This window comes from Roseobacter sp. AzwK-3b (genome assembly GCF_000170875.1).
Taxonomy (GTDB): domain Bacteria; phylum Pseudomonadota; class Alphaproteobacteria; order Rhodobacterales; family Rhodobacteraceae; genus Roseovarius; species Roseovarius litoreus.
The window spans coordinates 370,222-388,635 of sequence record NZ_ABCR01000001.1; the positions used below are offsets into that span (position 1 = coordinate 370,222).

An 18,414-nucleotide genomic window follows, 5' to 3' on the forward strand; every position below is an offset into this window, starting at 1 on the left:
GGCGATGTCTTGAAAAGACATCGGGGCGGAAACTTGCAAAGTTTCCGGCGCCTTTGGCCGGGGGTGGCACGCAGGGGCGGCGCGGGCTCTGGACAGGCGGGCCGCACGGGTGCAACAGTTTGATCAAATCCGCGACTCAGGCCTCAGAGGGAGCCTTCCGATGAAAGACGACAATTTCCTGCGAGAGATGAACGCCCGCCACCTGTGGCATCCGATGGGCCATCCCGGGGAGGCGCATCAGAACGCGCCCAAGATCATCAAGAGCGCCCAAGGCGTCGAGATCACCGATATCGACGGGCATAGCGTCGTCGATGCGGTGGGCGGTCTGTGGTGCGTCAACCTTGGTTATTCGAACGACGCGATCAAGCAGGCGATCTCGGACCAGCTGTGGAAGCTGCCCTATTACTCGGCCTTTGCCGGCACCAGCAACCCGCCCGCGATCGAGGCGTCCTATGCGGTGCAGGAGTTCTTTGCCGAGGATGGCATGGTGCGCGCCTTCTTCACCAGCGGCGGATCGGACAGCGTGGAGACCGCGCTACGCCTGTCGCGGCAATATCACCGGCTGCGCGGAGAGCCGACACGGACCAAGTTCCTGAGCCTCAAGAAAGGCTATCACGGGACGCATTTCGGTGGCGCCAGCGTGAATGGCAACAACCGGTTCCGGATCACCTATGAGCCGCTCTTGCCGGGCTGTTTCCACCTGCCCAGCCCCTATACCTATCGCAACCCGTTCGGGGCGATCGACCCCGAGTTGCTGGCGCAGAAGATCGCGGCGTCGGCGGTGGACGAGATCGAGTTCCAGGATCCCAGCACCATCGCGGCCTTCATCATGGAGCCGATCCAGGGCGCGGGCGGGGTGATCGTGCCGGATGCCAGCTTCATGAAGCTGATGCGCGAGATCTGTGACAAATACGGGATCCTGATGATCTCGGACGAGGTGATTACCGGGTTCGGGCGCAGCGGCGACTGGTCGGGCGCACGGCATTGGGGTGTGAAGCCCGACATGATGACCTGTGCGAAGGGCATCACCAGCGGCTATTTCCCGGTGGGCGCCACGCTGCTGAGCGAGAAGGTGGCCGATGTATTCGAGAATGCCGGGCCTGAGGGGGCGATCTGGCACGGCTATACCTATTCGGCGCATCCGGTGGGTGCTGCGGCGGTGGTGGCGTGCCTATCGGAGACGCTGAGGCTGGACACCAAGACCAATGCGGCGGCGCGCGGCACGCAGCTTTATGACGGGGTGTGCCGGTTGGCGGAAAAATACGACATCATCGGCGATGTGCGCGGCGGGCACGGGTTGATGACCGGGATCGAGATCGTCAGCGACCGCGACGCCAAGACGCCGATGGACGCGGCCACCATGAAGCGCATCCACCAGACCGCCTATGAGGCGGGGGCGATGGTGCGGCTGGGGGCGCATAACGTGCTGATGTCGCCGCCGCTGACCATCACCGAGGATGAGGTGAACCGCATCCTGAGCGCGCTGGACGCGGGGTTCGCGGCGGCCTGACACCGGGACTGACGGGGCATGGGCGGCGGGTCTGTGCCCCGGCCGCCCACGCCAGATTGGGGCCTATGCCCTCAGCCAAAGCGGCGCCAGGCGTCCTTCATGGCGTCGGACATCGCCTCCCAAGCCTTGTCGGCGCCGGCCTTGAGATCGTTCCACGCGGCCGCGTTGGCGTTCTGGATCTTCTCCAGCTCCTTTTCCATCTCGTCGCGGCGTTTCTTCAGATCGTCGATCTGATCGTGATATTGCAGCTTGGCGTCGGCGCTGGCCCCTTCGGCCTTGGCGCGCAACTTGTAAATTTCCGCTTTCCATTCGTCGAGCTTGGCGTCGAGTTTCTGCTGATATGCTTGTTTCTCGTCCATGAGATCGCTCCTTTCAAAGCGTTTCGCGAAAAACCGGGACCACGGATTTTCGCGAAATGCGGTGCTCCGCTCAATCGTTGTACGCGCTCCGCCTTTGGCTGATGGTTCAGGTCAAAGGCGGAACGCTTCATTTCGTCAATCAATGTACAATCGATGTAAGAAAGAGAGCGCCGGGCATCAATGGGCGTGGTCAATGCAAACGGGATATCACACAGAAAAGGGCCGACGCGATGCGCCGGCCGATCACTCGTTACAATCTCGAAATAAACCACCATACCTCATCGCGACCCGCACATACTCGCGGTTTGCGACGTTGGTCCTCGATTGGCCTTATGGCGATCAAGGGATTAACACGCCAGCCAGCCCAGAGAGGTCACAGGGTAGGAAACCAACCGGACAAGAGGTCCGAAAACTCGTTAAGATCCTCTCCGTTAGGACCAACATGCGATATAACGGATACTCCAGACGGTATCATAGCCGCTCTGTGCATTCTTCCTTTTAGGCGGCGTATGACGGGAAAATCTCCTGAAGAGAGCGGCCAGAACGAGTCAGTCCTTCCACCATGAGGCGAGATCACGGCGATCTGAACTGGTCCGTTCACATTGATCAGGACACTTGATCCGGGTCAGGCGGCACACCCCAGCCGCCACCCCCCGGCGTGGCCATGCAGAAGGCGGCCCCGGCGGGCAGGTCGATCTCGTCATTGCCCTGCATCTCGCGGGTGGTGCCGTCGGGCCATTCGACCCAATCGCGCCCCGTCGCCCCCGGCGCTCCGCCATCTGCGCCAAAAGGCGGCACAATGCGATGAGAGCCAAGCGTCGTGACCGTGACCGGCGCCAGAAACCGCAGGCGCCGCAGCACCCCGTCACCGCCGCGCCATTGCCCTGCCCCGCCCGAGCCGGTGCGGATGCTGAACTCCTCAAGACGGACGGGAAAGCGTTTTTCGAGGATTTCGGGATCGGTCATGCGGGTGTTGGTCATGTGGCTTTGCACCGCATCGCACCCGTCAAAGCCCGGCCCCGCCCCGGTGCCGCCGGCAATCGTCTCGTAATTCTGGAACATGTCATTGCCCCAGATGAAATTGTTCATCGTCGCCTGAGACGCGGCCATCACGCCGAGCGCCCCATAAAGCGCGTTGCAGGTGGCCTGACTGACTTCGGTATTGCCGGCAATCACGGCGGCGGGATAGGCGGGGTTCAGCATGGAGCCTTCGGGCACCACGATTTCCAAAGGCTTGAGGCAGCCTTCGTTGAGCGGAATATCGGCCCCCACCAGCGTGCGGAACACATAGAGCACGACCGCCCGCGCGATGGATTTGGGCGCGTTGTAATTGCCCGAATGCTGCGGGCTGGTGCCGGTGAAATCGATCCGCGCGGCGCGGGCGGTGTGATCGACGGTGATCGCCACCTCGATCCTTGCGCCGTGATCCATCGGATAGCTGAAGCTGCAATCGCGCAGGCGGTCGATCACCCGGCGCACGCTTTCTTCGGCATTGTCCTGCACATGGCCCATATAGGCCTGCACCACGTCCAGACCGTAGGTCTCGACCACCTTGAGCAAGGCCTGCCGCCCGGTTTCATTGGCGGCGATCTGGGCTTTGAGATCGGCCATGTTCTGCGCGATGTTGCGGCAGGGCCAGCGCCCCGAGGACAAAATCGCCTCGGCCTCGTGTTCGCGCAGGCGGCCCTGATCGACCAGCTTGAAATTGTCGATCAGAACGCCTTCTTCCTCGATCCGGGTGCTGTCGGGCGGAGCGCTGCCGGGGGTGCGCCCGCCGATATCGGCGTGGTGCCCGCGCGAGCCCAGCCAGAAGGCGGGCGCCCCATCCACGAAAACAGGTGTCACCACGGTGACATCGGGCAGATGCGTGCCGCCATGATAGGGCGAGTTGAGCATGAAGGCATCGCCGGGCCGCAGATCGGGATTGCGGCGCATCACCGTCTTGATGCTGTCGGACATGGAGCCCAGATGCACCGGCACATGCGGCGCATTGGCCACCAGATCGCCCGCCGCATCGAAGATCGCACAGGAAAAATCCAGCCGCTCGCGGATATTCACCGACCACGAGGTATTGGCGAGGGTGGCGCCCATCTGATCGGCGACCGACATGAAGAGATTGTTGAACACCTCGAGCAGCACGGGATCGGCCCGGGTGCCCGCGGCATGGGCGCGGGACATGGCCCCGGTGCGTTCCAGCAGAAGATTGCCCATATGGTCGATGCGCGCCGACCAGCCGGGTTCGACCATGTTGGTGCCGGTGGGTTCGGTGATGATCGCAGGGCCGGTGATGGTGGCGGAAGGATCGAGCGCATCGCGGTGATACAGCGGCACATCGCGGCGTGCGCCCTCAAGATGCACCGGGACATGGCCCTCGGGCCGGCCTTCGCCCGAGGGGCGATCGGCGATCGGCGCATGGCCGGTGCGGCCGATGGCCTCGACGCTGAGCATGTCGAAGAAAATGGCGCGTTCGGGGCTGTGAAAGCCGAAGCGGCGGCGATGCGCCGCCTCGAAGGTGGCCTGCATGGTGGAGGCGTCGGCAAAAGGCACCTCGAGCGCCTGATGCGAGCCATCATAGCGCAGATGCACGCGGATTTCGGTGTCGATATCGGTCACGCCCTGCGCCTCGACCTCGCCACGGGCGCGACGCGCCAGGGTGGCGGCAAGATCACGGGCGCGGTCGATCTGGCTCAGGGGGGCATCCATCTGGGTCTCGCGCATGGCGCGGATCTCGGCCAGGCCCATGCCATAGGCCGACAGCACCCCGGCATGGGGATGGATGAGCACCTTGCGCATGCCCAGCGCATCGGCCACGAGACAGGCATGCTGCCCGCCCGCACCGCCGAAACACTGCAGCGTATAGCCGGTGACGTCATGGCCGCGCTGCACGCTGATCTTCTTGATGGCGTTGGCCATGTTGTCGACGGCGATGCGCAGGAAGCCTTCGGCCATGTCCTCGGGGCTGCGGGGCGCCTCGCCCGTCTCTGACGCGACGGTTTCGGCCAGCTCGGCAAAGCGCCGGCGCACCGCATCCAGATCGAGCGGCGCGTCGCCATCCGGGCCGAACACCGCGGGAAAATGCGCGGGCGTCAGCTTGCCCAGCATGACGTTGCAATCGGTCACCGTCAGAGGCCCGCCGCGCCGGTAACAGGCCGGTCCGGGATCGGCGCCGGCGCTTTCGGGACCAACCTGAAAGCGGCCATCCTCGAATGTGCAGATGCTGCCGCCACCCGCCGCGACGGTGTGAATATCCATCATCGGCGCGCGCATGCGCACGCCCGCCACCTCGGTGTCGAAGCTGCGCTCGAAATCGCCAGCGAAATGGCTGACATCGGTGCTGGTGCCGCCCATGTCGAAGCCGATCAGCCGGTCATGCCCCGCCGCCTGCCCCGTGCGGACCATGCCCACGATGCCCCCCGCCGGACCGCTGAGGATGGCATCCTTGCCCTGAAAGAGCCGCGCATCGGTCAGCCCTCCCGAGGATTGCATGAACAAGAGCGCCTCGCAGGCGCGACCCAGATCCAGGGCATCCTCGACCTGATCGACATAACGCCGCAGGATCGGCGAGAGATAGGCATCGACCACCGCCGTATCGCCCCGCCCCACCAGCTTGGCCAGCCGGTTGACCTGATGGCTGGCGGTGATCTGGGTAAATCCGATCTGGGCAGCCAGATCGGCTGCGCGGCGTTCATGCTCGGGGTTGAGATAGGCGTGCAGCCCGGCGATGGCCACGGCGCGGATGCCCTTGTCATATGCGGCGTGCAGCGCGATGCGCAGCTCATCAAGGTCAACCGGCCGCACCACAGCACCGTCGGCATCCAGCCTTTCGTCCATCTCGACCACCTCTACATACAGAAGGTCCGGTCGGGTGATCTGCAGGTCGAAGAGCCGCGGCCGCGCCTGATAGCCGATCTTCAGAAGGTCGCGGAACCCCCTGGTGATGAGCAGCAGGACGCGTTCGCCCTTGCGCTCGAGCAAGGCGTTGGTGGCGACTGTGGTGCCCATCTTCACCGCGCGGATGGCGCCCTTGGGAAACGGCCCCTTGACGCCCATGATCTCGCGCATCCCCTGCACGGCGGCATCGCGGTAGCGCTCGGGATTTTCGGACAGAAGCTTGTGCGTTCGCACGCGACCCTGCGGATCAAGCGCCACGATATCGGTGAACGTGCCGCCCCGATCGATCCAGAATTCCCAGGCGTCTCTCATGACCGTTCCCTTAAGTCATTGACATAACATGGTTTGGTGCAACCCCGGCAAATGTCAATGACGGCGGAGCATTGAAATTGCGTGCGATCTGGGCGCATATGGAACGGCCAGCCAGAGAGGACGCGCGATGGATATACGCAGCATCACCGAAGACTTCGCGGTCAGCCCGCAGATCGCGCCCGAAGACATCCCCGAGATCAAGGCCGCCGGCTTTCGCTCGATCTTGTGCAACCGCCCCGATCACGAGGATTACGGCCAGCCCCTGCAGGACGAGGTGGCCGAGGCGGCACGCGCCGCCGGGCTCGAGATGCGCTGGGTGCCGATCATATCGGGCATGGTCACGCCCGACGCCGCCGAGGCCTTTCGCGCGGCTCTCGACGAGATGCCGGGACCGATCCTGGCCTATTGCCGCTCGGGCACGCGCTGCACGATGCTCTGGAGCCTGACGAAATTCGACGAGTTGGGCGGCGCGCGGATCGTGGACGCGACCCGTGCTGCGGGCTATGACATGGCGGGCCTCGTCCGGCAGCTCGAACGGCGCTGAGCACTTGTAATGACCGCCTGGATCGCCATCTGCCGGGACAATGCCGGTGTCACCGCACATGCGATGGAGGGCGCGCGCCATCTGCGCCATGCCAAGGGCATCGACGAGGCCGCGGCCCTCGCGCATCTGGCGTATGACGCGGGCCGCATCCTCCATATCGGCGACGGCCCGCCCGACAGCCTGCCCGCCGCCATCCTGCCGCAGGGCGGCCATGGCCTGCCGGGCTTCGTGCAGGTCAGTCCTGCGGATGTCATCGGTGCGCAGGTCCGGCTTTGGATCGCCGGGGTGCTGCGCCTCAATCCAGGCTGGGACGGGGTGATCTGCGCCATCGACGGCGATATCAGCCATTGGCTGCATCTGAGCGCGGGCGAGGCCGTCAGCGCGCAAAGCTTCCTGACACAGCAGTTGGTCTCGGCGCTTGGCGGCACGGTGCCGCCCTCGCGCGAGGCTCTCGATGACAGCCTCAGCCGGCCCGAACGGCTGGCCGCGCATCTACGGGCCGCTCAGGTCTCGCACCGCAGCGATGCCCTGACCGGGCATCTTCTTGGCGCGGAACTGGCCGCGGCGCGGCCCTATTGGCTGGGTCAGCAGGTGGCGGTGCTGACGTCACCGGACGATCCCACCGGCCATGCCACCGCATTGGCGGCTCAGGGCGTCCCCGCGACGATCCATCCCCCCTCCGAGCTTGTCGCGGACGGGCTGGCGGCGCTTGCCGGGGCATTCAGCCTTGATGCCTGACGTTTCTTCTGGCCCAAAATATCCCAGGGAGCGCGAGGGGCTGGCCCCTCGCTCCGCCACTTGCCAAAGGCGCGCGGAATGCCGGATTGCGGCGCGGCCTCAGCCGTCCGCCGGGGCGCCCGAACGGTGGCGATGCGGCCCAAAGAGCGCCGCCAGCCCGAGGATGACACCCGACAGCGTGGCGATCATGCCAGCGGCGCTGATGGCGTGCTGCCCACCCAGCCAAAGCGGGCCGTAGCCTGCCAGCACATAGCCCAGCACCGCCGACATGGCCGCGAAAAGCACGCTCCAGCCGATCTGCGCTTCCAGCCGGTCGGTCATCAGCCGGGCGGCGGCGGGCGGACAGATGAACATCGCGATCACGATGATCGATCCCACCGCATCGAATGCCGCCACCGCCGCGATGGCCGCGACGATCACCAGCCCGAGGCTCAAGGCCCGGACCGGAAGGCCAAGCGTGCGGGCGAAACCCTCGTCGAAGGTCGACAGTTTCAGCGGTCGCCACAGAATGGCGGTGAACAGCGTGACAAACCCCAGCGTCAGCACGATCCGTGGCAATTCCGGCGGCAGGGCGCGGAGCGCCTCGGGATCGGTGAGCGAGGACCAGCCGGTCGCATCCAGCCAGATCAGGCTTTCCAGATTGCCGTAAAGCGCGTGCTGCACACCGAGATGCACCTGGGACGTATCGCTTTGCTCAAGAAGCAGCACGCCACCGGCGAACATCGCGGTGAACACCACACCCATCGCGGCACCCGGCTCGATCCGGCCAAGGCGGCGGATCGCCTCGATCAGCAGCACTGCGACAAGGGCCGCGGCACCTGCGCCCAGCATCATCGGCCAGGCCGCCACCGTGCCGGTCACCAGAAAGGCCAGCACGATCCCAGGAAGCACCACATGGCTGATCGCATCGCCGATCAGGGCCTGCCCGCGCAGCAGCAGGAAATTGCCCGGCAGCGCGCAGGCAATGGCGGCGCATATGCCGATGAGCATCGGCGTCAGCGAGAGCGAGACGAATTCCGCACCCATCAGCGCGCCGCCTCGGGGCCAAGGCCACGATCCAGTTCGGTGATCTGGTCCGCGGTGAGGACTCGTTCCAACGGGGTCAGCCCGTCATAGCGGGCGGCGGCGGCCTCGTGCCGGGGATCGCCGCGCAGCATCTGCCAGCGGCGCTCGTCGAGTGCGGCGCGCGTGGCCTTTGCGCGCCCCGCCTCGGTCGCGACACCATCGGCGCGCACATAGCCCGCGCGCCGCATCAGGCGCAGCGTCAGGGGTTCATAGATCGGCTGGCCCTGCGCCAGCGCCAGAAGCCCCTGGCGCAGATGCACCCGCGTCTGGAAGCGGCGATGGCGCAGCAAAGCGGCCAGAACGCCTCGGCCGGGGGCAGCCATCAACGAGAGCGCAAAAAGCCCGAAGGCCATGATCACAATGATCGGCCCCGTGGGCAGGTCAGGCGCCGTGGCCGAGATTGCCGCCCCGACATAGCCCGACAGACCGCCGAACACACCGGCGAGCAGCACCACGCGGTCCACCCTCTCGGACCAGAAGCGCGCGGCCACCGGCGGGATGATGAGCAGCGCCACGATCAGAATGAGCCCGACCATCTTGAGGCCCACCACGGTGATCGCCATCGCAAGCCCCATCATCGCAAGATCGATCCGTTTGACGTTCATGCCCTGTGCCGCCGCGAACTCGGCGTCGAAGGCCACGAGGGCCATGGGCCGGCGCAGCACCAGCACCGCGGCCAGCACCAGCGCACCGCCGAGGGCGATGATCAGCGCGTCAGAGCGCAGCATCCCCGCCGTCGAGCCGAGCAGGAAGGAATCCAGCCCCGCCTGCCGCCCGCCGCTCATCGTCTGGATCACCGTGAGCAGCACCACACCCGCGCCGAAAAACACCGACAGAACCGCCCCGATGGCGGCGTCGGCGCTCAGCCGGGTGCGCCGGGTGAGCCAGCTCACGCATAACAGCCCAAGGCCCGCCGACAGGGCCGAGCCTGCCAGAAGCCCCGGCAGATTGCGCCCGTCGCCACCAAGCGCCACCATGAGGATGAAGGCAAGCCCCACGCCGGGCAGGGTCGCATGGCTGACCGCATCGCTCACCAGGGCGCGCTTGCCGAGAAACAGAAACGTGCCGGTGGCGCCGGCGGCAATGCCGAGCAGCCCCGCGCCGATCGCCACGAGGCTGGCATTGTAGCCCAGTTGCAGGGTCAGAGCGTCGATCAGCATTCCGTGCGTCGGGGTGAGCGGCGGAGAAGCGAGGGGCCAGCCCCTCGCGCTCCCCGGGATATTTGCGGCCAGAAGAAACGCCAAATACCGTGGTTTGGGACGGTTGCGCCGGTCATGCGACGGGTCCGACAGGGGTCTGCGCCAGCCGGCCGCCATAGGCGCGGTGCAGATTGGCGGCGGTGAAGGCCTCGGCCACGGGGCCTGCGGCGATGGCGGTGGTGTTGATGAGGAACACGTGATCGAAATAGTCGGTCACGGTGGCCAGGTCGTGATGCACGGCGATCACCGTGCAGCCGGAGGCACGCAGCTCCTTGAGAACCGCGATGATGGCTTTCTCGGTGGCCGCGTCGACCCCGGCGAGCGGTTCGTCGAGAAGGTAGAGATCGGCGCTCTGCGCGAGGGCGCGGGCGAGGAAGACCCGCTGTTGCTGACCGCCCGAGAGCTGGCCGATCTGGCGGTCGGCAAACCCTTCCATGCCGACCCGCGAGAGGCACGACATGGCCTTTTCCAGATGCCGCGTGCGGACCCGGCCGAGAAGCCCCAGATCACGGTAGAGCCCCATCAGCACCACATCGAGCACACGGGTGGGAAAATCCCAGTCGACACTGGCGCGTTGCGGCACATAGGCGATGCGGTGGCGCTGGCTGTTCAGGGGGCGGCCCCAAGAGGTCACCTGACCCGAAAGCGGCGTCACGATGCCGAGGGCGGATTTCAGGAGCGTGGATTTGCCCGCGCCGTTGGGGCCGATGATCGCCGTCATCGAGCCGGGCCGGAACGTGGCATCGACCGAGAAGACCGCCGGTTTTTCGCCATAGGAGACGGTCAGCCCGCGAATCGCCAAGGGGCTGTCCTGTGGCGTGGTGGCGGTGCCCGGCGCCTGGCCGTCGAGGCGGGCGAGTTCAAGCTGCATTGTCTAGAGCCCCGCGCTCAGTCTGCCGTCCATGCCACGGGCGGGGGCCGTGCCGCCGAGCGCCGAGGCGATGGTGGTGGCGTTGTGGTCGATCATGCCCATATAGGTGCCTTCATAGGTGTCGGGCGGCCCCATCGCATCCGAGAACAGCTCGCCGCCGATGGCGACCGTGTGACCACGCGCGGCGGCCCCTTCGATCAGGGCGCGCATGTTGCGGTCGGAGACCGAGGTTTCGACGAAGACCGCACGGATATCGCGGGTGACCAGTAGCTCGACAAGCGTGCCGATGCGGTTCAGGCCGGCCTCGGATTCGGTCGAGATGCCCTGAATGCCGATCACCTCGAACCCATAGGCGCGGCCGAAATAGCCGAACGCGTCATGGGCGCTCAACAGAACGCGGGAGGGTTCGGGCACCGTCATCAGCACCTCGCGCGCATAGCTGCCGAGGCGGGCGATCTGATCCAGATGGTCTTGCGCGTTCGCGTCGAAGACGGCGGCGTGATCGGGGGCCGCGGCACTCAGCGCGTCGCGCACACCCGTCACCACATGCGCCCAAAGCGCAGGGACCATCCACACATGCGGGTCGAACTTGCCCTGATAGTCCTCATGCGCGATCAGCAGCTCCTGAGGCACGGTTTCGCCCACCGCGGTGACCTTGCCGCGAGAAGACAGATCGACCAGCAGCTCTTCGAGCTGCGCTTCGAGATAGAGACCATGCCAGAGCACCGCATCGGCGCGGGTGAGCGCCACGATGTCGCTGCGGGTCTGGCGATAGGCATGCGGATCGACGCCCGGCCCCATCAGGGCCTGCACGGTCACCAGATCGCCGCCCACGTTGCGGGCGGCATCGGCGATCATGCCGGTGGTGGCGACAACGGAAAGCGGTGCGGTCCGGGCGTGGCCGGGCAGCGCGGCAAAGGCAAGGGCCGTGGCGGACGCCCCGATCATCCGGCGGCGTGTCATGGTCGTCATGGTCGTCATGGCAGTCATGCTCCTGTGGATCATCGCCTGTGAATATGAGGCGGGGGTGTGGGTCTGTCAATGCACTTGATAATTATTCTCATTTGCAGGAGTATAATCGGGCCCGCTTGCCAAGCCCGTAGTGCCGTGTAACGCTGTCGACATCGTCATGTTTTTCCCGGATCAGCCATGAAGACCCTCGGACAGGATCACGCCAGTCTCGCGCCCAAACCCATCGGGCCGCGAAACGAGGGCTGCGCGCTGGATCTGGGCTGGGTGCGGTCGGTGCGGATCAACAATGCTGCGGTCGCGCGCCGCTCCGTCACCCTGCCGACAAGGCGCAGCGTCAAGGGCGCGCATCAGGCCGCGTGGCTGTGCAAGGCGGTGGCCTGCATGGACCTTACGACGCTGTCGGGGGACGACACCGCCGCGCGGGTGCGCAGGCTATGTGCCAAGGCCCGCCAGCCAGTGCGCGCCGATCTGCTGCAGGCCATTGGCATGGAGGGGCTGCAGGTGGGCGCGGTCTGTGTCTATCACGAGATGATCGGCCCGGCGCTGGAGGCGCTGGAGGGCTCGGGCATCCCGGTTGCGGCGGTCTCGACCGGGTTTCCGGCGGGGCTGTCGCCGTTGCACCTGCGACTGGCCGAAATCGAGGAAAGCGTCGCCGCCGGGGCGCAGGAGATCGACATCGTCATTTCGCGCCGGCATGTGCTGGAGGGCGATTGGGGCGCGCTGCATGACGAGCTGCGCCGGTTCCGCGAGGCCTGTGGTTCCGCGCATATGAAAGCGATCCTTGCCACCGGAGAGCTTGGCGATCTGGGTCAGGTCGCGCGCGCCTCGCTGGTGGCGATGATGGCGGGGGCCGATTTCATCAAGACGTCCACCGGCAAGGAGCCGGTCAATGCCACCCTGCCCGTGGGGTTGGTGATGCTGCGCTGCATCCGGGACTATCACGAGCGCACCGGTCAAAGGGTGGGCATGAAACCGGCGGGCGGCATATCCAAGGCCAAGGACGCACTCAACTGGCTGGTGATGGTCAAGGAAGAACTGGGCGACCGGTGGCTCGAGCCGGATCTGTTCCGGTTTGGCGCCTCGTCCCTGTTGGGGGATATCGAGCGCCAGCTCGAGCATCATGTGACAGGCGCCTATTCGGCAGGCTGGCGGCATGGGCTGGCCTAGAGGAAAGCGCCGCGCAAGGCCGGGAGAACGACACGCATGACCGTCAGAGAGCTATACCAGACGATGCCGTATGGAAATGCCCCCGAGAGCGCCGCCGAGGCGCTGGCCTGGCTGGTGGACAAGGGAGACCGCTTTGGATTGTTCATCGACGGCGGCTTTACCGAACCGGGCAACGGGCTTGAGTCCATGAACCCCGCGACAGGCGAGGTTCTGGCCACGCTGACCGAGGCCACCGCACAGGATGTGGATGCTGCGGTGGCGGCCGCGCGGCACGCCTTGCCGGGTTGGGCCGCGCTTGGTGGGCATGAGCGGGCGCGGTATCTTTATGCGCTGGCGCGGCTCTTGCAGAAACACGCGCGGCTTTTTGCCGTGCTCGAGACGCTGGACAATGGCAAGCCGATCCGCGAGGCGCGCGACGTCGATATCCCGCTGGCGCAGCGGCATTTCTATCACCATGCGGGGCTGGCGCAGCTGATGGAATCGGACATGCCGGACCGCGCGCCGATCGGGGTCTGCGGGCAGATCATCCCGTGGAATTTCCCTTTGCTCATGCTGGCTTGGAAGGTGGCGCCGGCGCTTGCGGCGGGCAATACCGTGGTGCTGAAACCCGCCGAATGGACCTCGCTGACAGCGCTTCTCTTCGCCGATATCTGCCAGCAGGCGGCGCTTCCGCCCGGTGTCGTGAATATCGTGACCGGCGGCGCGGAGGTGGGCGAGATGATGACCGCGCATCCCGGCATCGACAAGATCGCCTTTACCGGATCGACCGCCACGGGCCGCCGCATCCGCGAAGTGACCGCGGGCAGTGGCAAGGCCCTCACGCTCGAGCTGGGGGGCAAGTCCGCCTATCTGGTGTTCGACGATGCCGATCTCGATTCCGCGGTCGAAGGGCTGGTGGATGCGATCTGGTTCAATCAGGGCGAAGTCTGCTGTGCCGGCTCGCGCCTTCTGGTGCAGGAGAGCGTCGCCGATCGGCTGCATGATAAGATACGCAAGCGTATGGAAAAGCTGCGCGTCGGCGATCCAATGGACAAGACCACCGATATCGGCGCCATGGTGCACCCTGTTCAACGCGACCAGGTGGCCGACATGATCGCCGGGTCACGCGGCGAGGTGTTCACCGCCGGCGCGGTGCCGGAGGGGTGTTATCACGCGCCCACTCTGATCACCGGCCTCGCCCCGTCGGACCCCTTGATGCAGGACGAGATCTTTGGGCCGGTTCTGGTCTCGGCCACGTTCCGAACCGTAGACGAGGCCGTGCAGATGGCCAACAACACCCGGTACGGGCTGGCGGCGTCGGTCTGGTCGGAAGGCATCGGGCGGGCGCTCGAGGTGGCGCGGCGGCTCGAAGCGGGGGTGGTCTGGGTGAATGGCGCCAATATGTTCGACGCGGCAGCCCCCTTTGGCGGCATGCGGGAAAGCGGCTTTGGCCGGGATGGCGGATGGGAGGGGCTTCGGGACTATACGCAACCGAATGTTTTCGGGGCGCCCTTGCGCCCGGTCGAGCCATTCGAAGACACAGGAGACGCGCCGACAGCGGCGGAGCCGCTGATCGACCGCACCGGAAAGCTCTATATCGGGGGCAAGCAGGTGCGGCCCGATGGCGGCTATAGCCGGGCGGTGCATGACCGCACGGGCAGGCTTCTGGGTCATGCGCCGGTCGCCGGGCGCAAGGACATCCGCAACGCGGTCGAGGCGGCGCGGGGCGCTTCGGGCTGGTCCCGCAGCAGCGGGCACAGCCGGGCGCAAATCCTGTATTTCATGGCCGAGAACCTGTCAGCCCGGATGCTTTATTTTTCAACCCTTATCAACGACTTGACCGGTGAAGACCAAGGCATGGCCGAGGTGGAGACCACGATTTCGCGGCTGTTCACATGGGCCGCGCGCGCGGACAAGTTCGCTGGACGCGCTCTGGATGTGCCACAGCCGAGCATGACGCTGGCGCTGCGCGAACCGGTGGGCGTGATCGGCGCGATCTGCCCGGACGAGGCGCCGCTTCTGGGGCTGGTGTCTGTGCTGGGGCCGATCCTTGCGATGGGCAACCGCGCGGTGCTTGTCGCGTCCGAGGCGTTTCCGCTGGTGGCGCTGGATGTTGTCCAGCTTCTTGAAACCTCGGACATACCGCCCGGTGTGGTGAACGTCTTGACCGGCTGTCATGCCGATCTGGCGCCGACATTGGCGCTGCATACCGATCTGGATGCGCTATGGTGCTTTTCGTCGACCGATCTGTCGGGGCAGATCGAGGCCGACAGCGCCGACAGCCTCAAGCGGACATGGGTGAACAACACCATGGCGCGCGACTGGTTCGGCCCACAGGGCGAGGCATGCGACTTTCTGGAGCAGGCGACGCGGATCAAGACGGTCTGGCTGCCTTACGGCGCCTGACACCTGTGCGAAACGCAAAGCGCCCGGCCGGATATGATCCCGACCGGGCGCCCCCCAGGGTTCGCAGGTTGGCAGTCAGCCTGCGTTGCGAGCCTCTTGCGTGCGGAATTCAGTGTCGTCCGTGACCGCGAACCGCCCGCCTTTGAGCTTTTGTAGCTTGCCGTCGCGCAACAGCTTGCCGAAACTGCGCAACCCATCCTCGCGCGAGAAGTCGCTACCGGTCACTTCGCGCAGCTTGCCCATCAGCATCGGGCGCGAGAATTGCGGGCGCCCTTCGACATCCGACAGATAGGCCGCCGCCGCCTCCAGAAGTTCGGGCAATGAGGACGCGCCGGACTGTTCGACGAAATCGGCAAAGCCGGTATCCCCGATCTGACCCGCCTGCAGGTCGCTGGACGACACCCGGCGCGGCATGATCGCTTCGCGCGGGGTTTCCACATCGACCCGCTGTTCGGCCACCAGCTTGAGCGGGGCGGGGCGGGTTTCCTCGGGGCGCGATGAGCGGGTGCGCGCAGGCTCCCCGTCGAGATTGGGACGGCGCGGACGCACGACATCGGCCAGATCCGACCGGTAGGGCGACTGATCCTTGCCCAGATCGGACTCGACCCCAGCCTTTTTGTCGGCGCGCGTGGCAGCGACGGCAGCGCGAAGATGCTGGATCACGCTGCGGCGGCGGTTCGATTCAGGCTCGTCGCGCTGATTGTCGGCCTCTTGGAACATGCGGCTGACATCGTTCTGCGGACCCCCGGCGGCAAGCTTGTCGCGCCCTTTGATTTCCGGCGCAGCAGCGGCATGCCCTGCGTCGGCATCGGTATCGGCGTCAGTATCGGCCTCGCTGTCGGTCGCCCTCTCGGTGGCGGGTTCCGTGATCTCGTAGACGGTATCATCGGAGAACCAGGACAGGTCATCGTCTGCGTCGTCGATGTCATCCGAACGCTCGCCCTGGCGCATCTCGGCTTCGACCTCGGCCAGTTCACGCTGAAGCTCGGCCTCTTGTTCGGGGCTGAGGGTCGAGTCGTTGATGTCCTCGTTGAAGACATTGGCATTGGCCTCGTCGGTGTCGGGCTCGTCAGAGTCGGACGCGTCTTCCTCGATATAGCCTTCGACGATCGCGGCCTCATAGTCGCTGCGCTTGATCTTGACGACGCGCGCCCGGACGCGGGCCGCCTTGGTCGTGTCCCCATCAAGCGGCGTTTCAACCGCGACCGGCTGCGCCGCGGCACGCGGCTCGAGCGGAGTGTCAGACGCGGGAACGGCATCCTCTCTCAGCTGCGCAAGCTTATCCTGCGACAGAACGAGAGGGGCAGTGGACCCGGCCTCGGGCTGCTCATCGTCTTCCAGTGTTTCGTCAATGATTTCAGAATGTTCAGCGTGGTCTTCGGCAAGCTCTTCTGCCTCAACCTCCTCTGCCTCAGGCTCTTCCGCCTCGGCAGAATCTTCGACAGGCTCTTCTGCCTCAGCTTCATCCGCTGCGGCCTCTTCCATGCGGAACCGGGCAAGGATCGAGTCCAGATCATCCTGCGGCACATCCAGAGCCTCAGACCCGGCAGCGGTTTCGGTCAGATCATCCTCGGCCAATGCCGCGTTGAGATCGGCGGTTGCCGAGTCAAGGAACGCCTGCGGATCAGAGGTAACCTCGGCGTGCTGATCCTCGGTATATTCATCGCCCGTATCCGTGCGTTCGGACTGCAGAACGACCGAGCGGATGCGGCGCAGCTTGGCGGCGATGCTGTCGCCCTCGTCCCCTTCGTCACTCGCCTGTTGCGGCGCGGGAGCGGCGATATCCGCCTCGTGCAGCGCCTGCGGTTCGGGCGCCTCCGGCTTTTGTTCCTCGGTTTCGGGCGCTTCAAGGGCGTCGGGGGCGCGGTCCGAAAGCTCTGGCTCCTCGGCAATCGCGTCACCCTCGGCAAGGGCGACATCCTCTGCGCTCTCCTCGAGCGCGCTGGCGGCTGCGGTCTCGGCTGTCTCGCCCCGGGTGGGTTCCTCGGTATCGACAGGCGGCACCGCATCTGCGGGCGCTTCTGGCGCCTCGGCCTCTTCGGGCTTGGCCGGCGTCTCGTCCACCGGAGCCTCTTCAACCTGAGCGTCCTCCACCGGAGCCTCGGCCACAGCGGCCTCAGGTTCAGTGGCAGCAACCGGCTCGGGCGCATGGTCCGCCGCTTTTTCCGCGACCTCCGCCTCGGGGGCCGGGCTTTGCTCGGGCTGCACCTGCGGATCAGGGGCGGCGGGCGCTGTCATTTCTGGCGCTGGTTCGGGTGCCGGTTCAGGTGCCGCGGGCTTCGGCGCCACACGGACCCCGGAAAACCCGGTCAGCGCCGCCGCATCCGAGGCGCGCAGCACGATGCTGCCGTCGCTCTGATAGGCGTCGACCCGGCGTGAAATCTCACGCTCGGCGATCCGGGCGAGCATCTCGGCATCCGGCGTCGGAGGTTCCGCGCCGAAATACCGATCATCTGCCGCGAGATCGCGGAAATACTCTGCTATGGCCTTCATCGTCTCGAAGGAATCGTCGAATCCCTCGAGGGTGCACGAGAAGGTGCCATACGAAACTGTTAATATCTTGCTTCCGCTAACCATAAGAATGCTCGCTTTGCTTTGCCTGCGACATTCGTGTTTACCATCCTTCCCAAGACCAAAGACGCCCGATTCTTAGAAGTTTACCGTATCATTTCATGGTGAGAATGTGATCCGTTTCCTTAAAATGAGGTAATCCGGGGAAAATGAGATGATTGTCAACGCGACAGAGCCAGTGACCCTGATCGGTGGCGCAGAGGTGGATAAATCCATGCTCGACCGCGCGCGCGCGGTGGCGCCAAGGGTCATCGCGGCGGATGGCGGGGCCGATGCGGCGCTGGTGAACGGGGCACGGCCCGAGGCGGTGATCGGCGATTTCGATTCGCTGTCGGACTGGGCGCGCGGACAGCTTGCCCCCGGCAGTCTGCACCATATCCCGGATCAGGACAGCACCGATTTCGACAAATGCATGGCCAATGTCGCGGCCCCCCTGATCGTCGGCGTGGGGTTTTCCGGCGCGCGTCTGGATCATCAACTGGCCGCCTACAACACGCTGGTGCGCTTTGCCCATCGGCGCTGCCTTCTGCTTGGCACCGAAGAGCTGGTGTTCCTGGCACCCCCCGAATTGCGGCTGGACCTGCCCGAAGGGTGCGCAGTGTCGCTGTTTCCCATGGGCGCGGTCGAGGGGATATCGGACGGGCTGAAATACGCCATCAACGGGCTGAACTTTGCCCCGGATGGGCGGGTGGGTACGTCGAACACGGCGCTAGGACCAGTGACGCTGTCACTTACCGCGCCCAAGATGCTGGTGATCCTGCCCCAGACAATGATGGAACGCGCCGCCGATGCGCTTTTGTCATCGCGCGCGGTCTGGCCCGATCTGTGAC

13 protein-coding genes are annotated in these 18,414 nt (G+C 65.6%); 6 read left to right on the forward strand and 7 right to left on the reverse strand.

Translation table 11 applies throughout. The annotated features are described in order from the left end of the window. Positions 1 to 160 precede the first annotated feature (160 nt). Complete coding sequence (locus RAZWK3B_RS01625; protein WP_007811615.1) at positions 161 to 1,510, forward strand: aminotransferase class III-fold pyridoxal phosphate-dependent enzyme; 1,350 nt, start codon at positions 161 to 163, stop codon at positions 1,508 to 1,510. Positions 1,511 to 1,581: 71 nt separating this feature from the next. On the opposite strand, the gene RAZWK3B_RS01630 is transcribed toward RAZWK3B_RS01625, so the two are convergent. Together RAZWK3B_RS01630 and RAZWK3B_RS01635 are read right to left on the reverse strand one after the other, a co-directional pair. Continuing rightward, positions 1,582 to 1,869 carry a sll1863 family stress response protein gene (locus tag RAZWK3B_RS01630; RefSeq protein WP_007811616.1) on the reverse strand — a complete coding sequence of 96 codons (288 nt, stop codon included), beginning with the start codon at positions 1,867 to 1,869 and terminating at the stop codon, positions 1,582 to 1,584. 606 nt (positions 1,870 to 2,475) lie between these two features. Continuing rightward, positions 2,476 to 6,072: a hydantoinase B/oxoprolinase family protein gene (locus tag RAZWK3B_RS01635; RefSeq protein ID WP_007811617.1), complete on the reverse strand. Its 3,597-nt coding sequence runs from the start codon at positions 6,070 to 6,072 to the stop codon at positions 2,476 to 2,478. Positions 6,073 to 6,199: 127 nt separating this feature from the next. Here RAZWK3B_RS01635 and RAZWK3B_RS01640 point away from each other — a divergent pair, with 127 nt between their 5' ends. Next, the gene (locus tag RAZWK3B_RS01640) at positions 6,200 to 6,616 is read left to right on the forward strand and encodes a protein tyrosine phosphatase family protein (protein ID WP_007811618.1); all 417 of its coding nucleotides are present in this window, start codon (positions 6,200 to 6,202) and stop codon (positions 6,614 to 6,616) included. Between the two features lie 9 nt (positions 6,617 to 6,625). Beyond that, positions 6,626 to 7,354, forward strand: a complete 729-nt coding sequence (locus tag RAZWK3B_RS01645) for a 2-dehydro-3-deoxygalactonokinase (RefSeq protein WP_007811621.1) — start codon at positions 6,626 to 6,628, stop codon at positions 7,352 to 7,354. 99 nt (positions 7,355 to 7,453) lie between these two features. Here the strand turns inward: RAZWK3B_RS01645 and RAZWK3B_RS01650 are convergent, their stop codons facing one another. The 4 genes from RAZWK3B_RS01650 to RAZWK3B_RS01665 form a co-directional block, all read right to left on the reverse strand. Then, positions 7,454 to 8,383, reverse strand: a complete 930-nt coding sequence (locus RAZWK3B_RS01650; protein ID WP_037294779.1) for a metal ABC transporter permease — start codon at positions 8,381 to 8,383, stop codon at positions 7,454 to 7,456. After that, complete coding sequence (locus RAZWK3B_RS01655) at positions 8,380 to 9,579, reverse strand: metal ABC transporter permease (RefSeq protein ID WP_007811627.1); 1,200 nt, start codon at positions 9,577 to 9,579, stop codon at positions 8,380 to 8,382. Before RAZWK3B_RS01655 ends, RAZWK3B_RS01650 begins: the two co-directional genes overlap by 4 nt. 112 nt (positions 9,580 to 9,691) lie before the next feature. Further along, positions 9,692 to 10,489 carry a metal ABC transporter ATP-binding protein gene (locus RAZWK3B_RS01660; protein WP_007811629.1) on the reverse strand — a complete coding sequence of 266 codons (798 nt, stop codon included), beginning with the start codon at positions 10,487 to 10,489 and terminating at the stop codon, positions 9,692 to 9,694. Between the two features lie 3 nt (positions 10,490 to 10,492). After that, the gene (locus RAZWK3B_RS01665; protein ID WP_007811630.1) at positions 10,493 to 11,470 is read right to left on the reverse strand and encodes a metal ABC transporter solute-binding protein, Zn/Mn family; all 978 of its coding nucleotides are present in this window, start codon (positions 11,468 to 11,470) and stop codon (positions 10,493 to 10,495) included. 168 nt (positions 11,471 to 11,638) lie between these two features. Here RAZWK3B_RS01665 and deoC point away from each other — a divergent pair, with 168 nt between their 5' ends. Then, positions 11,639 to 12,628 (forward strand): deoxyribose-phosphate aldolase, encoded by a 990-nt coding sequence (gene deoC, locus RAZWK3B_RS01670; RefSeq protein ID WP_007811632.1) that lies wholly within the window; start codon positions 11,639 to 11,641, stop codon positions 12,626 to 12,628. 36 nt (positions 12,629 to 12,664) lie between these two features. Further along, positions 12,665 to 15,013, forward strand: coding sequence for an aldehyde dehydrogenase family protein (locus tag RAZWK3B_RS01675; protein WP_007811635.1), 2,349 nt, complete (start codon positions 12,665 to 12,667; stop codon positions 15,011 to 15,013). Between the two features lie 75 nt (positions 15,014 to 15,088). Here RAZWK3B_RS01675 and RAZWK3B_RS01680 read toward each other — a convergent pair whose 3' ends face one another. Further along, on the reverse strand, positions 15,089 to 17,590 hold the full coding sequence (locus RAZWK3B_RS01680) for a hypothetical protein (RefSeq protein ID WP_007811638.1): 2,502 nt from the start codon (positions 17,588 to 17,590) through the stop codon (positions 15,089 to 15,091). Positions 17,591 to 17,738: 148 nt separating this feature from the next. Between RAZWK3B_RS01680 and RAZWK3B_RS01685 the strand changes: the two genes are divergently transcribed. Then, positions 17,739 to 18,413, forward strand: a complete 675-nt coding sequence (locus RAZWK3B_RS01685; RefSeq protein WP_007811640.1) for a thiamine diphosphokinase — start codon at positions 17,739 to 17,741, stop codon at positions 18,411 to 18,413. Position 18,414: the final 1 nt, after the last annotated feature.